Here is a 15,839-nt window from a genome sequence, read left to right on the forward strand (position 1 = left end):
GACCCGTGGTTGCTTAAGTCTTAATGCCTAACGCCTATCGCTTACTGCCAAGCAGGCGCGCAGCGCCTGCTGCGTTACAGCTTGATCTCGATGTCAACGCCGGCGGGCAGGTCCAGGCGCATCAAAGCGTCAACCGTCTTCGGCGTCGGTTCGAGAATGTCGATCAAGCGCTTGTGGGTCCGGATTTCGAACTGCTCCCGCGAGTCCTTATCCTTGTGCGGCGACCGGAGAATCGTGTAGATGCTCTTTTCGGTCGGCAGCGGGATGGGACCGGCCACGCTCGCTCCGGTACGCTTGGCCGTTTCAACGATCTTCGCCGCGGACTGGTCCAGCATGCCGTGGTCGAAAGCCTTCAGGCGGATCCGGATTTTCTGTCTGGGCATCGTATCCCTCCTATGCCTTGACGGCCGTGACGACACCGGCACCAACGGTCCGGCCGCCCTCGCGAATGGCGAAACGCAAACCTTCCTCGATGGCGATCGGCGTGATCAAGGTGATGTCCACCCGGATGTTGTCGCCCGGCATGACCATCTCCACGCCCTCCGGCAGCTTGATGACGCCGGTGACGTCGGTGGTCCGGAAGTAAAACTGGGGACGGTAGCCGTTGAAGAACGGGGTGTGCCGCCCGCCCTCTTCCTTGGTCAGGACGTAAACCTCGGCCGAAAACTCGGTGAGGGGCTTGATGCTCCCCGGCTTCGCCAGGACTTGACCGCGCTCGAGTTCTTTGCGGTCGACGCCTCTGAGCAACAAACCTACGTTGTCGCCTGCCACGGCTTCGTCCAGGATTTTACGGAACATTTCCACGCCGGTCACGACGGTCTTGCGCGGTTTCTCCATGAAGCCGACGATCTCGACTTCGTCGCCGGTCTTGACCCTGCCGCGCTCGACCCTGCCGGTGCCGACGGTGCCGCGCCCGGTGATGGAGAAGACGTCTTCCACGGGCATGAGGAAGGGCTTGTCGACGTCGCGCTCGGGGGTGGGAATGAATTCGTCGACGGCGTCCATGAGCTTGAGGATGGGGGCGCAGGCGTCGCATTCGTTTTTGCCGCAGCCGCATTCAAGGGCTTTTAAAGCCGAACCGGCGATGACGGGCGTGTCGTCACCGGGAAATTCGTAGTTGCTCAAGAGTTCCCTGACTTCCATTTCGACGAGTTCGAGAAGTTCGGGGTCGTCGACCATGTCGGCCTTGTTCAGGAAGACGACGATGGAAGGCACGGCAACCTGGCGGGCCAGAAGGATGTGCTCTCTGGTCTGCGGCATGGGACCGTCGGCGGCGGAAACGACGAGGATGGCGCCGTCCATCTGGGCCGCGCCGGTGATCATGTTTTTGATGTAGTCGGCGTGCCCGGGGCAGTCGACGTGCGCGTAGTGGCGCTTGGCGGTCTCGTATTCGACGTGGGCGGTGTTAATGGTGATGCCGCGGGCCTTTTCTTCCGGCGCCGCGTCGATTTCGTCATACTTTTTGTAGGTGGCCTGACCGTACTTGGACAGGATCAGGGTGATCGCCGCCGTCAGGGTGGTCTTGCCGTGGTCGACGTGACCGATGGTTCCAATGTTTACGTGGGGCTTGGTGCGCACAAATTTGGCTTTCGCCATGGGTCTTCCTCCTTAATCTTGGTTTAGGTTTATTTTTGAAAGTTTTAGAAACTCTTGCACTACCCGGTATTAGTAATGCTTCATAATCTTTTCGGCAATGTTCGGGGGCACCTCCGCATAGTGGGAAAACTGCATTGTGTAAGTTCCGCGGCCCTGCGTCCGGGAACGCATATCGGTAGCGTAACCGAACATCTCGGCCAGCGGCACTTTCGCCTGCACCACTCTCAGCCTGCCCCTCATTTCCATTTCGTCAATGTGCCCCCTGCGGGCATTGAGGTCGCTGATGACATCCCCGGTATACTCCTCGGGAACGACGACCTCGACCTTCATTACCGGCTCCAGAAGGACGGGTTTCGCTTCCTCAACCGCCTTTTTGAAGCCCATCGAAGCCGCAATCTTAAAAGCCATTTCGGACGAGTCGACGGCGTGATAAGAGCCGTCGAGGAGGGTAACCTTAACGTCGATCACCGGATACCCGGACAGTGCTCCGCTGTTCAGGGCTTCCCTTACCCCGGCCTCGACGCCCGGGACGTACTCCTTGGGTACCGCCCCGCCGACGACCTTGTTTTCGAAGACAAAGCCGGCTCCCCGCTCCAGCGGTTCCACCTGCAGGACGACGTGGCCGTATTGCCCGCGTCCGCCCGACTGCCTGATGAACTTTCCTTCAGCTCTGACGGTCCTGGTTACCGTTTCCTTATAGGCAACCTGGACGCGTCCCACGTTAGCCTGGACTTTAAACTCCCTCAGGAGCCGGTCCACGATGATCTCCAGGTGGAGCTCGCCCATTCCCGCGACGATAGTCTGCCCCGTTTCCTCGTCGGTCCAGACCCTAAAGGTGGGGTCTTCCTCAGACAGACGCTGCAGGGCGATGCCCATCTTATCCTGATCGGCCTTGGTCTTCGGCTCGATGGCGACCGAAATGACGGGTTCCGGGAAATCCATGGCCTCGAGGATGATGGGTTTACTTTCCTCACATAGAGTATCGCCGGTCGTCGTAAACTTAAGTCCGACAGCCCCGACGATGTCGCCGGCATATACGGCGTCCACGTCGACGCTCTGGTTGGCGTGCATGTAAAGGAGGCGGCCGATCCGCTCTTTCCTGCCCTTGGACGAGTTATAAATATAAGATCCGGATTTCAAGGTGCCGGAATAAACCCTGAAAAAGGTCAGCTTCCCGACATAGGGATCAACCATGATCTTAAAGGCCAGGGCGGCGAAAGACTCGTCATCGCTGGTCCTTCTTCTCTCTTCTTTACCGGTGTCCGGCACCACGCCGACGATTTCGGCCACGTCCGTGGGGGCGGGCAGGTAGTCGACGATGGCGTCAAGCAAAGGCTGTACGCCCTTATTCTTAAACGACGATCCGCAGAGCACGGGGACGATGCTTACCGTCACCGTGGCCTTGCGCAGGCCCGCCTTGATCTCGTCCACGGAGAGTTCCCCGCCGTCGAGGTATTTGGCCATCAATTCCTCGTCGGCCTCGGCGGCCGCTTCGAGCATCTTCTCGCGGTACTCGGCGGCAAGCTCGGCCATTTCCGCGGGGATCTCGGTCACCCTTATCTTCTTGCCCAGGTCGTCGTCATAGAAAAGAGCCTTGTTGTCGACCAGGTCGATAATCCCCCGGAAGCGGTCCTCCGCACCGATCGGCAGCTGGATGGCCACCGGGTTGGCCCCGAGTTTTTCGCGGATGGCTTTGAGCACCTCGAAGAAATCGGCTCCGATGCGGTCCATCTTATTGACGTAACAAATACGCGGCACGCCATACTTGTCGGCCTGCCGCCAAACAGTCTCGGACTGGGGCTCAACCCCGCCGACAGAACAAAACACGGCCACAGCGCCGTCAAGGACGCGCAGCGAGCGCTCTACCTCGATCGTAAAGTCCACGTGCCCTGGCGTATCGATAATGTTGATGCGGTGATCACGCCAGAAGCACGTCGTCGCCGCCGAGGTGATCGTGATACCCCGTTCCTGCTCCTGGACCATCCAGTCCATGGTCGCGGCGCCGTCGTCGACTTCGCCGATCCTGTGCACCTTGCCGGTGTAAAACAGGATGCGCTCGGTGGTCGTCGTCTTGCCGGCATCGATATGCGCCATTATACCTATGTTGCGTGTCCGTTCAAGCGGCCACGGGCGCCCCATTACCCAAAACCTCCTAAAATATTACGCCTACCATCTGTAGTGCGCGAAAGCCTTGTTGGCTTCGGCCATCTTGTGGGTGTCTTCCTTCTTCTTAACCGATCCGCCCGTCCCGTTGGCGGCATCCAAGATCTCGGCGGCGAGCTTCTCCCGCATGGTCTTGCCGCCGCGCGCCCTCGCGAAATTGGTGATCCAACGGACAGCCAGGGTCTGCTTGCGCTCCGGGCGAACCTCGACCGGAACCTGGTAGTTGGCGCCGCCGACACGGCGGGGACGCGTCTCGACGATCGGCATGACATTCTTCATCGCCTGTTCAAAAACCTCAAGCGGATCCTTACCCGTCTTCTCGCGGATCTCGTCGAAGGCGCCGTAGACTATCGATTCGGCAACGCTTTTCTCCCCGTCCAGCATGATCTGGTTGATCAGCTTGGTAACCCTCTTGCTGCCGTATACGGGGTCCGGAAGGACGTCACGCTTGCCGATGGGTCCTCTGCGCGGCACATGTTTCCCCCCTTATTTCTTGGGCCTCTTTGCTCCGTACTTCGAACGTCCCTGGTTGCGGTTCTGTACGCCGGCGGCGTCCAGCGCCCCGCGCACGATGTGGTAGCGCACACCGGGGAGGTCCTTGACTCTGCCCCCGCGTACCAGTACAACCGAGTGCTCCTGCAGATTGTGCCCGATACCAGGGATGTAGCTGGTCACTTCGTACCCGTTGGTCAAACGGACACGGGCCACCTTACGCAGCGCTGAATTGGGCTTCTTGGGTGTGGTCGTATAAACGCGCGTGCAGACCCCGCGCTTCTGCGGGCATTCCTTCAGCGCCGGAGAAGCGGACTTCTGCGCGATGGTTTCTCTCCCTTTACGCACAAGCTGGTTGATAGTCGGCATCCTTCCACCTCCTCCATACAAGATTGGGACTGATAAATATGCCCCTTACATGTTTGGTAAGGGGCAAGATTACTAATCTTCTATGACCGCCGCTGAAGCACAGTTTACAAGAATCCCGCAGAGTTTGCCCAGTTCCCTCATCGTCGGCACCTCGACGATTGGGATGCCTTTTACCTGGCAGGCCTGAATCAGCGGAACACTTACATGTGCCTCGGCGTCCTGGGCCACAAATACGACTTTCGCTTGCCCACGCTGCACCGCTTTTAAGGTTTGTTTGGTTCCCACAGTTTTACGACGCGCGGTTGTAAGCCTCTCGAAGGGCACGGCAAATCCTCCCTCCAAGATTCACGCACTTAAAAATAATAGCACCGTGGAACTCCGTTTGTCAACTTATTACTGCGGAATTTGCAACTCGTCGGATTCCGCCATCACCTCCAGGTTGCGATAGCGCGTCATGCCCGTACCCGCGGGAATAAGCTTGCCGATGATGACGTTTTCCTTCAGGCCGATCAGGGGGTCGACCTTGCCCTTGATCGCCGCCTCGGTAAGCACCCTGGTCGTCTCCTGGAACGAAGCCGCCGACAGGAAGGAGTCGGTGGCCAGCGAAGCCTTGGTGATGCCCAACAGCACCGGCTTGGTCGTCGCGGGCCGGCCTCCCCTCGCTACGACGCGCGCGTTCTCTTCCTCCAGGTCCAGGATATCGACCAGGCCGCCCGGCAGGAACTCGGTGTCCCCAGCGTCTTCGACCTTAACCTTGCGCAACATCTGGCGGATCACGATTTCGATATGCTTGTCGTTGATGTCGACGCCCTGCATCCGGTAAACCCTCTGCACTTCCTGGAGCAGGTAGAGCTGGACGGCCCACGGTCCTTTAATCTTCAGCAAGTCGTGCGGGTTTACCGAACCCTCGGTAAGCTCGTCGCCGGCCTCGACGCTGTCCCCGCTCTTGACCTTCAAGCGAGCCCCGTAAGGAACGGCGTACTGCATGCGTTCGCCGTTGGCGCTCGTAATCTCGATCTCACGTCGCCCTTTCTGCTCGCGGACCTCCACCGTCCCGCCGATCTCGGCGACCACGGCCTGCCCCTTGGGCCTCCGGGCTTCGAAAAGCTCCTCGACGCGCGGCAGACCCTGCGTAATGTCCTCGCCGGCGACGCCGCCGGTATGGAAGGTGCGCATCGTGAGCTGGGTTCCGGGTTCGCCGATCGACTGGGCGGCAATCGTGCCGACAGCCTCGCCGATATCGACGATGTATCCGGTGGCCAGGTTACGGCCATAGCACTTGCGACAGACGCCGTGGCGGGTCTTGCAGGTCACGGACGAACGGACCTTGACCTTTTTGATGCCTAGGCTGACGATCAGCTCGCCGGCGTCGTCCTTGATCTCTTCGTTCTTTCGTACGATAACCTTGCCGGTCTCGGGATGGACGATGTCTTCCGCCGCAAACCGGCCGATAATGCGGTCTTCGAGAGGCTCGATGACCTCCGAGCCGTCCTTGATTTCGGAAACCACGATGTAGTCGTCGGTCCCGCAGTCATCCTCGCGCACGATGACGTCCTGCGCGACGTCGACCAGCCGCCGCGTCAGGTAACCGGAGTCGGCGGTGCGCAGGGCGGTGTCGGCCAGGCCCTTGCGGGCGCCGTGCGTGGAAATGAAGTATTCCAGCACGGTAAGGCCCTCCCGGAAACTGGCCTTGATCGGCAGGTCGATGATCCGGCCGGAAGGGTCGGCCATCAATCCGCGCATGCCGGCGAGCTGCCTGATCTGCTGGATGTTGCCGCGGGCGCCCGAGGTGGCCATCATGTAAACCGGGTTGAAGCGGTCAAGCGTGTCCAGGAGTTCCTTCGTCACAGTCTCGGTGGCCTCGTTCCAGGCGCCGATGACCTTGCGGTAGCGCTCGTCGGCCGTAATTAAGCCGCGGCGGAACTGCTCCTCGACGGTCTCCACGCGTTTCTCGGTTTCCTGCAGAATCCGGCTCTTCTTCTCGGGGATCACGATGTCTTCGACGCCGATGGTCATCCCCGCGCGGGTCGCGAAGCGGAAGCCCAACGACTTGACGCCGTCGAGAAATTCGGCGGTTTCAGCATATCCCAGCTTACGGTAACACTTGTCGACAACCTTGGCCAGGACCTTCTTGTCGGCGATCTTGTTGATGTACGGAAGGTCCTTGGGAAGGATGGAATTGAAGATGATCCTGCCCACGGTGGTTTCGAGCATCTGCCCGCGCACGTCGTAGTTCACGGTTTCATCGTCGGGCATCCGTACCCTCACCCTGGCTTGCAGGGATACCGCGCCGCTGTCGTAAGCCAGCACGGCTTCCTCAGGATCCTTGAACGCCTTGCCCTCACCGGACGCGCCGGGTCTTTCAATGGTCAAGTAATAGATGCCCAGGACCATATCCTGCGTGGGCACGGTTACCGGTCGCCCGTCCTTGGGATTGAGGATGTTGTTGGTTGAGAGCATCAAAAGGCGCGCCTCTGCCTGGGCCTCGGCCGACAGGGGAACGTGCACGGCCATCTGGTCGCCGTCAAAGTCGGCGTTGTAGGCTGTACAAACCATAGGGTGGATCTGGATGGCCCGCCCCTCGACCAGGACCGGCTCAAAAGCCTGGATACCCAGGCGGTGCAAAGTCGGGGCACGGTTCAACAGCACCGGGTGGTCCTTGATGACCTCTTCCAGGACGTCCCATACCTCGGGCCGCACGCGCTCCACCATACGCTTGGCGCTCTTGATGTTGTGGGCCAGGCCGCTGGCGACAAGGCGCTTCATAACAAAAGGCTTGAACAGTTCGAGGGCCATTTCCTTCGGCAGGCCGCACTGGTGCAGCTTGAGCGTCGGGCCGACGACGATAACCGAACGGCCGGAATAGTCCACGCGCTTGCCCAGGAGGTTCTGGCGGAAGCGGCCCTGCTTGCCTTTGAGCATGTCGGAGAGGGATTTCAAGGGCCGGTTCCCGGGCCCGGTAACCGGCCGGCCGCGCCGACCGTTGTCAATCAGGGCGTCAACCGCCTCCTGGAGCATGCGCTTTTCGTTGCGGACGATGATGTCCGGGGCGCCGAGCTCGAGTAGTCTCTTCAGGCGGTTGTTGCGGTTAATGACCCTCCGGTACAGGTCGTTGAGGTCGGACGTGGCAAACCGGCCGCCGTCCAGCTGGACCATAGGCCTGAGCTCCGGCGGGATGACAGGAAGAACATCCAGGATCATCCACTCGGGGCGGTTGTGCGACTTCCGGAAAGCCTCGACCACTTCCAGGCGGCGAATGGCCCTGATCCGCCTTTGGCCAGTCACGTCGCGGATCTCCTGGCGCAGTTCCTGGGCCAGGGTCTGTAAATCGATCTCCTGGAGGAGCGACTTGATGGCCTCGGCGCCCATGCCCGCCTTGAAGGCATTGCCGTACTTTTCGCGATACTCCCGGTATTCCTGCTCGGTCAGTAGTTGTTTCTTGATCAGAGGGGTGTCCCCAGGATCGGTGACAATGTAAGAAACAAAATACAAAACCTTCTCCAGGGCGCGCGGGGACATATCCAGCAAAAGGCCCATCCGCGAAGGGATGCCCTTGAAGTACCAGATGTGCGAAACCGGCGCCGCCAGTTCGATGTGCCCGAGACGCTCGCGCCTGACCCTTGAACGGGTGACCTCCACCCCGCAGCGGTCGCAGATGACGCCCTTGTAACGCACACGCTTGTATTTGCCGCAGTGACACTCCCAGTCCCTGGTGGGACCGAAAATGCGCTCGCAAAAGAGCCCGTCCCGTTCGGGCTTCAGGGTCCGGTAATTGATTGTCTCAGGCTTCTTAACCTCGCCGTGCGACCAGGCGCGGATATGTTCAGGTGAAGCTAATCCGATGCGGATACGATCAAAATTGGTGAGTTCCGGCACGTGCGCTCCCTCCTAATATCGTTCGTCGTCTTCTAGAGGGATATCGTCATCCTCGGCTTCGCCCTCCTCCAATTCGTCTAACGCCCCCTCGTCCAAGTCTTCTTCGTCTTCGGGGTTCTCGTTGTCTTCACCGTATTCCCTGAGTTCATCGTAGGTTTCTTCGTCCTCTTCCTCCTCGCCGGCGTCCACGCCGAGGTCAAGGTCCTCGCCGGCGTCGTCCTCATCCTCGCCGGCCGCCCCGTCAGGCTCGGCCACGCCGCGGAAATCAAAGTCGAGCTCCTTGCTGGTCTCGGCGATGTCCTCCTCGACCTCGCGGATTTCCACCTCGCGGTCGTCTTCGGCCAAGACCTTGACGTCCAGGGCCAGGCTCTGCAGCTCCTTGATGAGGACCTTGAAGGATTCCGGAACGCCCGGTTCAGGCACGTTTTCGCCCTTAACGATGGCTTCGTACGTCCTAACACGCCCGACGACATCGTCCGATTTCACCGTCAGGATCTCCTGCAAGGTATAGGCGGCGCCGTAGGCCTCCAGCGCCCAGACCTCCATCTCGCCGAACCTCTGGCCGCCGAACTGCGCCTTGCCGCCCAGCGGCTGCTGCGTAACCAGCGAGTACGGCCCGGTGGAACGGGCGTGAATCTTGTCGTCAACAAGGTGGGCCAGCTTGAGCATGTAGAGGTACCCCACCGTGATGGGGTTGTCGAAAGCCTCGCCCGTTCGCCCGTCATAAAGGGTGATCTTGCCCTCGGGGGGAAGACCCACGCGCTGGAGGGTCTCTTTGATGTCCGACTCCACGGCGCCGTTGAAGACCGGCGTGGCGATATTGTACCCCAGGGCATGGGCGGCCCAGCCGAGGTGGGCTTCCAGCACCTGCCCGATGTTCATGCGGGAGGGCACGCCCAGCGGGTTCAGCACAATGTCGACCGGCGTACCGTCAGGCAGGAAGGGCATATCCTCTTCGGGCATAATGCGGGCGATGACGCCCTTGTTGCCGTGACGGCCGGCCATCTTATCGCCCTCAGAAAGCTTGCGTTTTTGGGCCACGTAGACTCGCACAAGCTGGTTGACGCCGGGCGGCAGCTCGTCGCCGTTTTCCCGCGAGAAAACCTTAACGTCGACGACCTTGCCCGACTCCCCGTGGGGGACGCGCAGGCTGGTGTCGCGCACCTCGCGGGCCTTTTCCCCGAAGATGGCCCGTAAGAGACGCTCCTCCGCCGTCAGTTCGGTTTCGCCCTTGGGGGTCACCTTACCGACCAGGATATCCCCCGGACGCACCTCGGCGCCCACGCGGATAATGCCTCGCTCGTCCAGGTCCTTGAGGGCCTCCTCGCCGACGTTGGGGATGTCCCTGGTGATTTCTTCGGGACCCAGCTTGGTGTCACGGGCGTCGCATTCGTATTCCTCGATGTGAATCGAGGTGTACATATCTTCTTTAGACAGCTTTTCACTGACCAGGATGGCGTCCTCGTAGTTGTAGCCCTCCCAGGGCATGAAGGCCACCAGCACGTTTCGTCCCAGGGCGAGTTCGCCGTGGTCGGTGCACGGGCCGTCCGCGATCACCTGGCCTTTCCTGACGCGCTGGTTGGCGTGCACGATCGGTTTCTGGTTCAGGCACGTTCCCTGGTTGGAACGGGCGAACTTCATCAGGCGGTAGGTGTCGACGTTGCCGCTGTCCGTCCGGATCTTGATGGTGGTGGCCGTGACGCGTTCGACAACTCCGTCGTTGTCCGCGATGATTACGACGCCGGAGTCGTAAGCGGCCTTGGCCTCGATGCCTGTCCCAATCAGCGGCGCTTCGGCGTTGATCAAGGGCACGGCCTGGCGCTGCATGTTCGCGCCCATCAGGGCACGGTTGGCGTCGTCGTGTTCGAGGAACGGGATAAGCGAGGTGCCGACGCTGAAGACCTGCTTGGGCGAAACGTCGACAAAGTCTATCCTGTCTGCGGGGGCCACCATGATCTCCCCGCGATAACGGGCATTGACGGTCTTGGTGAGGAAACGCCCTTCCTCGTCCAGCTCGACGTTGGCCTGGCCGATCACGTACTCCTCTTCTTCGTCAGCCGTCATGTAGACGATCTCGTCGGTGACACGCCCCTTTTCCTTGTCCACCTTGCGGTAGGGCGTCTCGATAAAGCCGAACTCGTTAACGCGCGCGTACGTGGTAAGCGAGCCGATCAGGCCGATGTTGGGACCTTCAGGGGTCTCAATAGGGCAGACGCGGCCGTAGTGGGAATGGTGGACGTCACGGACCTCAAACCCGGCGCGTTCCCTGGACAGGCCTCCGGGGCCCAACGCCGAGAGGCGCCGCTTGTGGGTCAGCTCGGCCAGCGGGTTGGTCTGGTCCATGAACTGGGACAGCTGGCTCGAACCGAAAAATTCCTTGATGGCGGCGACGACCGGCCTGATATTGATCAAAACCTGGGGTGTAATGACCTCGACATCCTGGATCGTCATGCGTTCCCGGACCACGCGCTCCATACGCGCCAGGCCGATACGGAACTGGTTCTGCAGAAGCTCGCCGACCGAACGGAGGCGCCTGTTTCCCAAGTGGTCGATGTCGTCGGCGCGGCCTTCGCCCTGCATAAGGTTGATCATGTAGCGGACGGCGGCCACGATGTCTTCCTTGGTCAGTTCCCGGATAAAATCACGGTCCACGGGAACTTCCTGCCGCAGGTACGGGTCAAACTCGGTTTTGGCCGTGTTCTCGCCATACCGGTAGAGAACCCCGTGCTTCAGCTTCTTAAACAGCTTGTACCGCCCTACCGGAGCCAAGTCATAGCGCTTGGGATCGAAGAATAATGTTTCGATAAGGGCGCGCGCGCTGTCGGCCGTGGGGGGCTCGCCCGGCCGCAGGCGCTTGTAGATTTCGACGAGGGCCTCTTCCTGGTTCTCGGTGTTGTCCTTGGAAAGCGTTTCCTGGATGCTCTTGTAGTTGTCGAACAGTTCCAGGATCTGCGTCTTGGAACTGTACCCCAGGGCACGGATAAGCACGGTGACCGGGATCTTGCGCGTGCGGTCGACGCGCACCCAGATGTGGTCGAGAGCGTCACTTTCAAATTCAAGCCATGCCCCGCGGTTGGGAATAATAGTGGCGGTGTAGATAAGTTTGCCGTTGGGGTCAGGGGTCGCCCCGAAATAGACACCGGGGGAACGAACCAATTGGCTGACGATCACTCTCTCCGCGCCATTAATAATGAAGGTACCCTTGTCGGTCATGAGCGGAAAATCGCCCATGAAAACGTCCTGTTCCTTGACTTCGCCTGTCTCACGGTTGATCAGGCGGACTTTGACGCGCAGCGGTGCAGCATAGGTTACGTCCCGGTCCTTGCACTCCTGTACCGAATACTTCGGCTCACCCAGAGTGTAGTCGAGAAACTCCAGGACCAGGTTGCCGGTAAAATCTTGGATTGGGGAAATATCTTGAAAAACCTCGCGCAGACCCTTGTCCAAGAACCACCGGTAAGAGTTTTTCTGTGTGGCGACAAGGTCCGGCAAGTCAAGGGCCTCACGCAGCTTACCGAAAACCACACGTTCCTTTGGCTTTGTGGCTGGCATCCCTCAACCCCCTGCAAAGTAAATACTAAAAGCAAGGTTACCAAAAATTACCTCGCTTTTTCGCCAAAAACCTATCCATGTATTATTACCCAGTTCACCAAAGAAATTCTGCAGGCACACATGCCTTATGATGTTATCATATAAAATTTCCCCCGTCAAGATAAAATACACCCCGGGGGAAAGCTGAACCGGGGTGTATTAAAGCGTTCCTTCCGCTGTTCCGGCGGGGTTGTTTAACAAACTACTTGATCTTGACGCTGGCGCCGACCTCGGTGAGCTTGGCCTTGATGGCCTCGGCCTCTTCCTTGTTGACCTTTTCCTTGACGGGCTTCGGCGCGCCGTCGACCAGGTCCTTGGCTTCCTTCAGGCCAAGGCCGGTGATCTCGCGGACAACCTTGATGACCTTGATCTTCTCGGCTCCGACGGCCTCGAGGATGACGTCGAATTCGGTCTGCTCCTCCTCCTCGGCGGCCGGCGCAGCGGCGGCAGCGGCCGGGGCAGCGGCAACGGCGGCTACGGGCGCGGCGGCGGAAACGCCGAATTCCTCTTCCATGGCCTTAACCAGGTCGGCGAGTTCGAGAACGGTCATGCCCTTAACGATTTCAAGGACTTCGTTTACCTTAGACATCATGTGTTACCTCCTCAGAGTATTTTACATTATCCAACGTTTAAGCTTCGCCTGCTTTCTGCTTCCGGACGGCCTCAAGGACATAGACAAAGTTGCGGATATTCCCCTGCAGGACATTGACGAGACCGGCGATCGGAGCCTGCATCGCACCGACGACCTGGGCCAACAAGACCTCGCGCGGCGGCAGGTCGGCGACCCTTTTGACCCCCGTGCCGTCGACATACTTGCCCTCGATCACGCCGCCGATGATCTCAAAAGGCGCCGTTTTGGCATAGTCTTTCTGGAACTGGGTGATGGCTTTGACCACCGTCACCGGGTCGTCGTAACCGTAGGTGATGGCAATCGGTCCGCGAAGCTTGTCGTCGAGACCCTCAATGCCGACTTCACGCGCCGCGATCCGGGCCAGGGTGTTCTTGGACACCTGCATCTGGCCGCCGGACTCGCGGATCTTGCGCCGCAAGCTGGTCATCACGGCAACATTCAGACCCCTGTACTCGGACAGGACCATAACCCTGGCGCGGGACATCTTGTCCTTCAGCTTGTTTACCCGAGCAACCTTTTCTTCCCTGCGTAACGCCATCGCTGCACCTCCCTTAACCTGAGATTCAAAATATGAAAGCCCCTGCAGAACAATGGACATGCAGGGGCCTATATAACCCTGACAAGCCTCGGCTGGCGGCCTGAAAGCCATTATGTCGACTGACACCAGCGGTCTGCAGCTTGGAGCTTTCATATTCAGTTCGAGTAAAAGCCTTTACTGAGTGAGCTTCAGGGCGTTAATCCGGACACCGGGACCCATCGTGGAGGAAACTGTAACTCCCCTGACGTACTGTCCCTTTGCAGCAGCGGGCTTGGCCCGGATCAGCGCGTCCATCAACGCCTTGAGGTTTTCATACAGCTTTTCGGTCTCGAAAGAGACCTTTCCGATCGGGGCGTGGATGTTACCCGCCTTGTCGACGCGGTAAGAAATCTTACCGGCCTTGACCTCCTTTACCGCACGCTCGATATCGAAAGTAACCGTGCCCGTCTTGGGGTTGGGCATCAAGCCCCTGGGGCCCAGCAGACGGCCGATCTTACCGACCATACCCATCATATCGGGGGTGGCAATGGCGACGTCGAAATCAAACCAGCCCCCCTGGATCTGGGCGATGAGATCTTCGGCGCCCACAAAGTCAGCGCCGGCGTTCTCGGCTTCCTTGGCCTTCTCGCCCTTGGCGAAAACCAGCACCTTACGGGTTTTCCCGGTGCCGTGGGGCAGAACGACCGCGCCGCGGACCTGCTGGTCAGCGTGCCTGGGGTCTACCCCCAGCCGTACCGCCGCTTCCACCGTCTCGTCAAACTTGGCCGGAGCGAGTTTCTTCACTGTTTCAAGGGCTTCCATCGGATCCAGAGCAGCTTCGCGGTTGACCTGTTTCTTTGCTTCCAGATACTTCTTACCGTGTCTCGGCATTGGTGAAATCCTCCTTGTGGTTAGTCGGGGTTTTCCAAACCCCTCCCACATATTCGGTCGTCAGTCGTCAGTCGCCCGTCGTCGGGCTCGAAGGAATTCTCTGACGAGAATTCCTGTACTATTCGCTGGTCGGTCGCTCGGAAATCGGACGTTGGGTTCTAAAACAACCTGGAAGCGAACTCTCTTCTGTCCTACGACTTACGACTTACAACTAAGCTACTACTCTTCGATAGTAATGCCCATACTACGGGCTGTGCCCTCGATCATGCGTTCGGCCGCTTCGACAGAGGCGGCGTTGAGGTCGGGCATTTTCAGTTCGGCAATCTCGCGAATCTTGGCACGCGTTACCTTACCGACTTTTTTCTTGTTGGGCTCGCCCGAACCCGTCTCGATACCCGCCGCCTTCTTCAGCAGCACCGAAGCCGGCGGTGTCTTGGTTACAAAACTGAAGCTCCTGTCTTCATAAATAGTGATCTCGACAGGAATGATCAATCCTGCCTGAGCTGCAGTCCGGTCGTTATATTCTTTGACAAAGGCCATGATATTAACGCCGTGCTGCCCGAGTGCGGGACCGACCGGGGGTGCCGGGGTGGCCTTACCCGCAGGAATCTGCAACTTAACTATTGCCGCTACCTTTTTTGCCATACCGTCACCTCCTTACCCTATTTTCTCAACCTGGAAATACTCCAGTTCAATCGGCGTTTCACGGCCGAACATGGAGATGGTCACCCGGATCTTGCCTTTTTCGTGGTTTACCTCTTCCACGGTCCCGATGAAACTTTCAAAGGGGCCGGAGGTAACCCTCACCTTCTCGCCGACAGCGACGTCGATACGAAAGCGCGGCTCCTCTCCAACCATCTGCCTGATGATCGCCGCCGCCTCGTCTTCCGTCAGGGGTACGGGTTTGGACCCGACGCCGGTGCTCCCTACAAAGCCCGTCACTCCCGGGGTGTTTCTCACCACCCGGTAAGCGTCATCGGACATGATCATCTCGACCAGGACGTAGCCAGGAAAGATCTTACGCTTTGATATCTTACGCTTGCCGTCCTTGATCTCGATCTCGTCTTCCACGGGGACGACAATCCGGAAGATCTTGTCGGCCATATTCATGGATTCGATGCGCTTCTCCATGTTGGCCTTGACCTTGTTCTCATACCCGGAATAGGTATGTACCACGAACCACTGCTTCACAAAGCGGAGGACGAGCGCTGGTTAAGATAGCAACGCCCGGACCTCGCACCCCCTTAATAAAACGGTCGTCAGTCGTCAGCCGTCGGACTCGATGAATCCGCAAAAACCGAACCTCCGGCCTCAGGCTTCGGACCTCTTTTTTAGCGGATGATAAGTCCCAGGACCTGGCTGAGGATGGAATCGAAAATCCAGATGACGATGCCGACCAGGGTTACAGACACGAGCACCACGGAGGTATAGATGACGACCTCGCGGCGGGTGGGCCAGTGAACCTTCTTTAGCTCTCTGACGACCTCTTCGAAGAAGCGCCTGACAGTCAAAAAGTTGAGGTTAGCCTTCCTTTTATTGGAGGTAACCTCTCTCTTCGGGTCTTTCGCGGAAACCTTGTTGTCCTTTTTGAAGATCAAAGGTTTTCTCGGTTTCCGTTCTTCCTGCGGGTCTTTCCCTGCAGCCTTCCCGTCTGTCTTGACCGGCGCCTTCTTAGCCTTGCTGTCTTCCTTCGATTTCTTGTCAATTGCCATT

At 59.1% G+C, this 15,839-nt stretch carries 14 protein-coding genes; all 14 read right to left on the bottom strand.

Annotated features, from left to right (window positions below; genetic code table 11):
• Window positions 1-74 precede the first annotated feature (74 nt).
• Window positions 75-383 (bottom strand): 30S ribosomal protein S10, encoded by a 309-nt coding sequence (gene rpsJ / locus ACPV0M_RS07985; protein ID WP_425620138.1) that lies wholly within the window; start codon window positions 381-383, stop codon window positions 75-77.
• A 10-nt stretch (window positions 384-393) separates the two neighbouring features.
• On the bottom strand, window positions 394-1,596 hold the full coding sequence (gene tuf / locus ACPV0M_RS07990; RefSeq protein WP_425620139.1) for an elongation factor Tu: 1,203 nt from the start codon (window positions 1,594-1,596) through the stop codon (window positions 394-396).
• Window positions 1,597-1,665: 69 nt separating this feature from the next.
• Entirely contained in the window at window positions 1,666-3,735 is a 2,070-nt protein-coding gene (gene fusA / locus ACPV0M_RS07995; RefSeq protein WP_425620140.1) for an elongation factor G, read from the bottom strand.
• 27 nt (window positions 3,736-3,762) lie between these two features.
• Window positions 3,763-4,233, bottom strand: coding sequence for a 30S ribosomal protein S7 (gene rpsG, locus ACPV0M_RS08000; protein ID WP_425620141.1), 471 nt, complete (start codon window positions 4,231-4,233; stop codon window positions 3,763-3,765).
• A 12-nt stretch (window positions 4,234-4,245) separates the two neighbouring features.
• Window positions 4,246-4,620, bottom strand: coding sequence for a 30S ribosomal protein S12 (gene rpsL, locus ACPV0M_RS08005; protein WP_425620142.1), 375 nt, complete (start codon window positions 4,618-4,620; stop codon window positions 4,246-4,248).
• Window positions 4,621-4,692: 72 nt separating this feature from the next.
• Window positions 4,693-4,944, bottom strand: coding sequence for a L7Ae/L30e/S12e/Gadd45 family ribosomal protein (locus ACPV0M_RS08010; RefSeq protein WP_425620143.1), 252 nt, complete (start codon window positions 4,942-4,944; stop codon window positions 4,693-4,695).
• Window positions 4,945-5,013: 69 nt separating this feature from the next.
• Complete coding sequence (gene rpoC, locus ACPV0M_RS08015) at window positions 5,014-8,496, bottom strand: DNA-directed RNA polymerase subunit beta' (RefSeq protein WP_425620144.1); 3,483 nt, start codon at window positions 8,494-8,496, stop codon at window positions 5,014-5,016.
• Between the two features lie 12 nt (window positions 8,497-8,508).
• Window positions 8,509-12,048, bottom strand: coding sequence for a DNA-directed RNA polymerase subunit beta (gene rpoB / locus ACPV0M_RS08020; RefSeq protein WP_425620145.1), 3,540 nt, complete (start codon window positions 12,046-12,048; stop codon window positions 8,509-8,511).
• A 241-nt stretch (window positions 12,049-12,289) separates the two neighbouring features.
• Window positions 12,290-12,676, bottom strand: a complete 387-nt coding sequence (gene rplL / locus ACPV0M_RS08025; RefSeq protein WP_425622164.1) for a 50S ribosomal protein L7/L12 — start codon at window positions 12,674-12,676, stop codon at window positions 12,290-12,292.
• Window positions 12,677-12,716: 40 nt separating this feature from the next.
• On the bottom strand, window positions 12,717-13,256 hold the full coding sequence (gene rplJ, locus ACPV0M_RS08030) for a 50S ribosomal protein L10 (RefSeq protein WP_425620146.1): 540 nt from the start codon (window positions 13,254-13,256) through the stop codon (window positions 12,717-12,719).
• 174 nt (window positions 13,257-13,430) lie between these two features.
• The gene (gene rplA, locus ACPV0M_RS08035) at window positions 13,431-14,126 is read right to left on the bottom strand and encodes a 50S ribosomal protein L1 (protein ID WP_425620147.1); all 696 of its coding nucleotides are present in this window, start codon (window positions 14,124-14,126) and stop codon (window positions 13,431-13,433) included.
• A gap of 219 nt (window positions 14,127-14,345) precedes the next feature.
• Window positions 14,346-14,771 carry a 50S ribosomal protein L11 gene (rplK, locus tag ACPV0M_RS08040; RefSeq protein ID WP_425620148.1) on the bottom strand — a complete coding sequence of 142 codons (426 nt, stop codon included), beginning with the start codon at window positions 14,769-14,771 and terminating at the stop codon, window positions 14,346-14,348.
• Between the two features lie 12 nt (window positions 14,772-14,783).
• A complete protein-coding gene (gene nusG, locus ACPV0M_RS08045) occupies window positions 14,784-15,257 on the bottom strand; it encodes a transcription termination/antitermination protein NusG (protein WP_425622165.1) in 474 nt (157 codons plus the stop codon).
• A 200-nt stretch (window positions 15,258-15,457) separates the two neighbouring features.
• Entirely contained in the window at window positions 15,458-15,838 is a 381-nt protein-coding gene (secE, locus tag ACPV0M_RS08050; protein WP_425620149.1) for a preprotein translocase subunit SecE, read from the bottom strand.
• Window position 15,839: the final 1 nt, after the last annotated feature.

The organism is Desulfosceptrum tomskiensis (assembly GCF_049818055.1).
In the GTDB taxonomy this organism is placed as follows: domain Bacteria; phylum Bacillota; class Desulfotomaculia; order Desulfotomaculales; family JASEER01; genus JBFLVT01.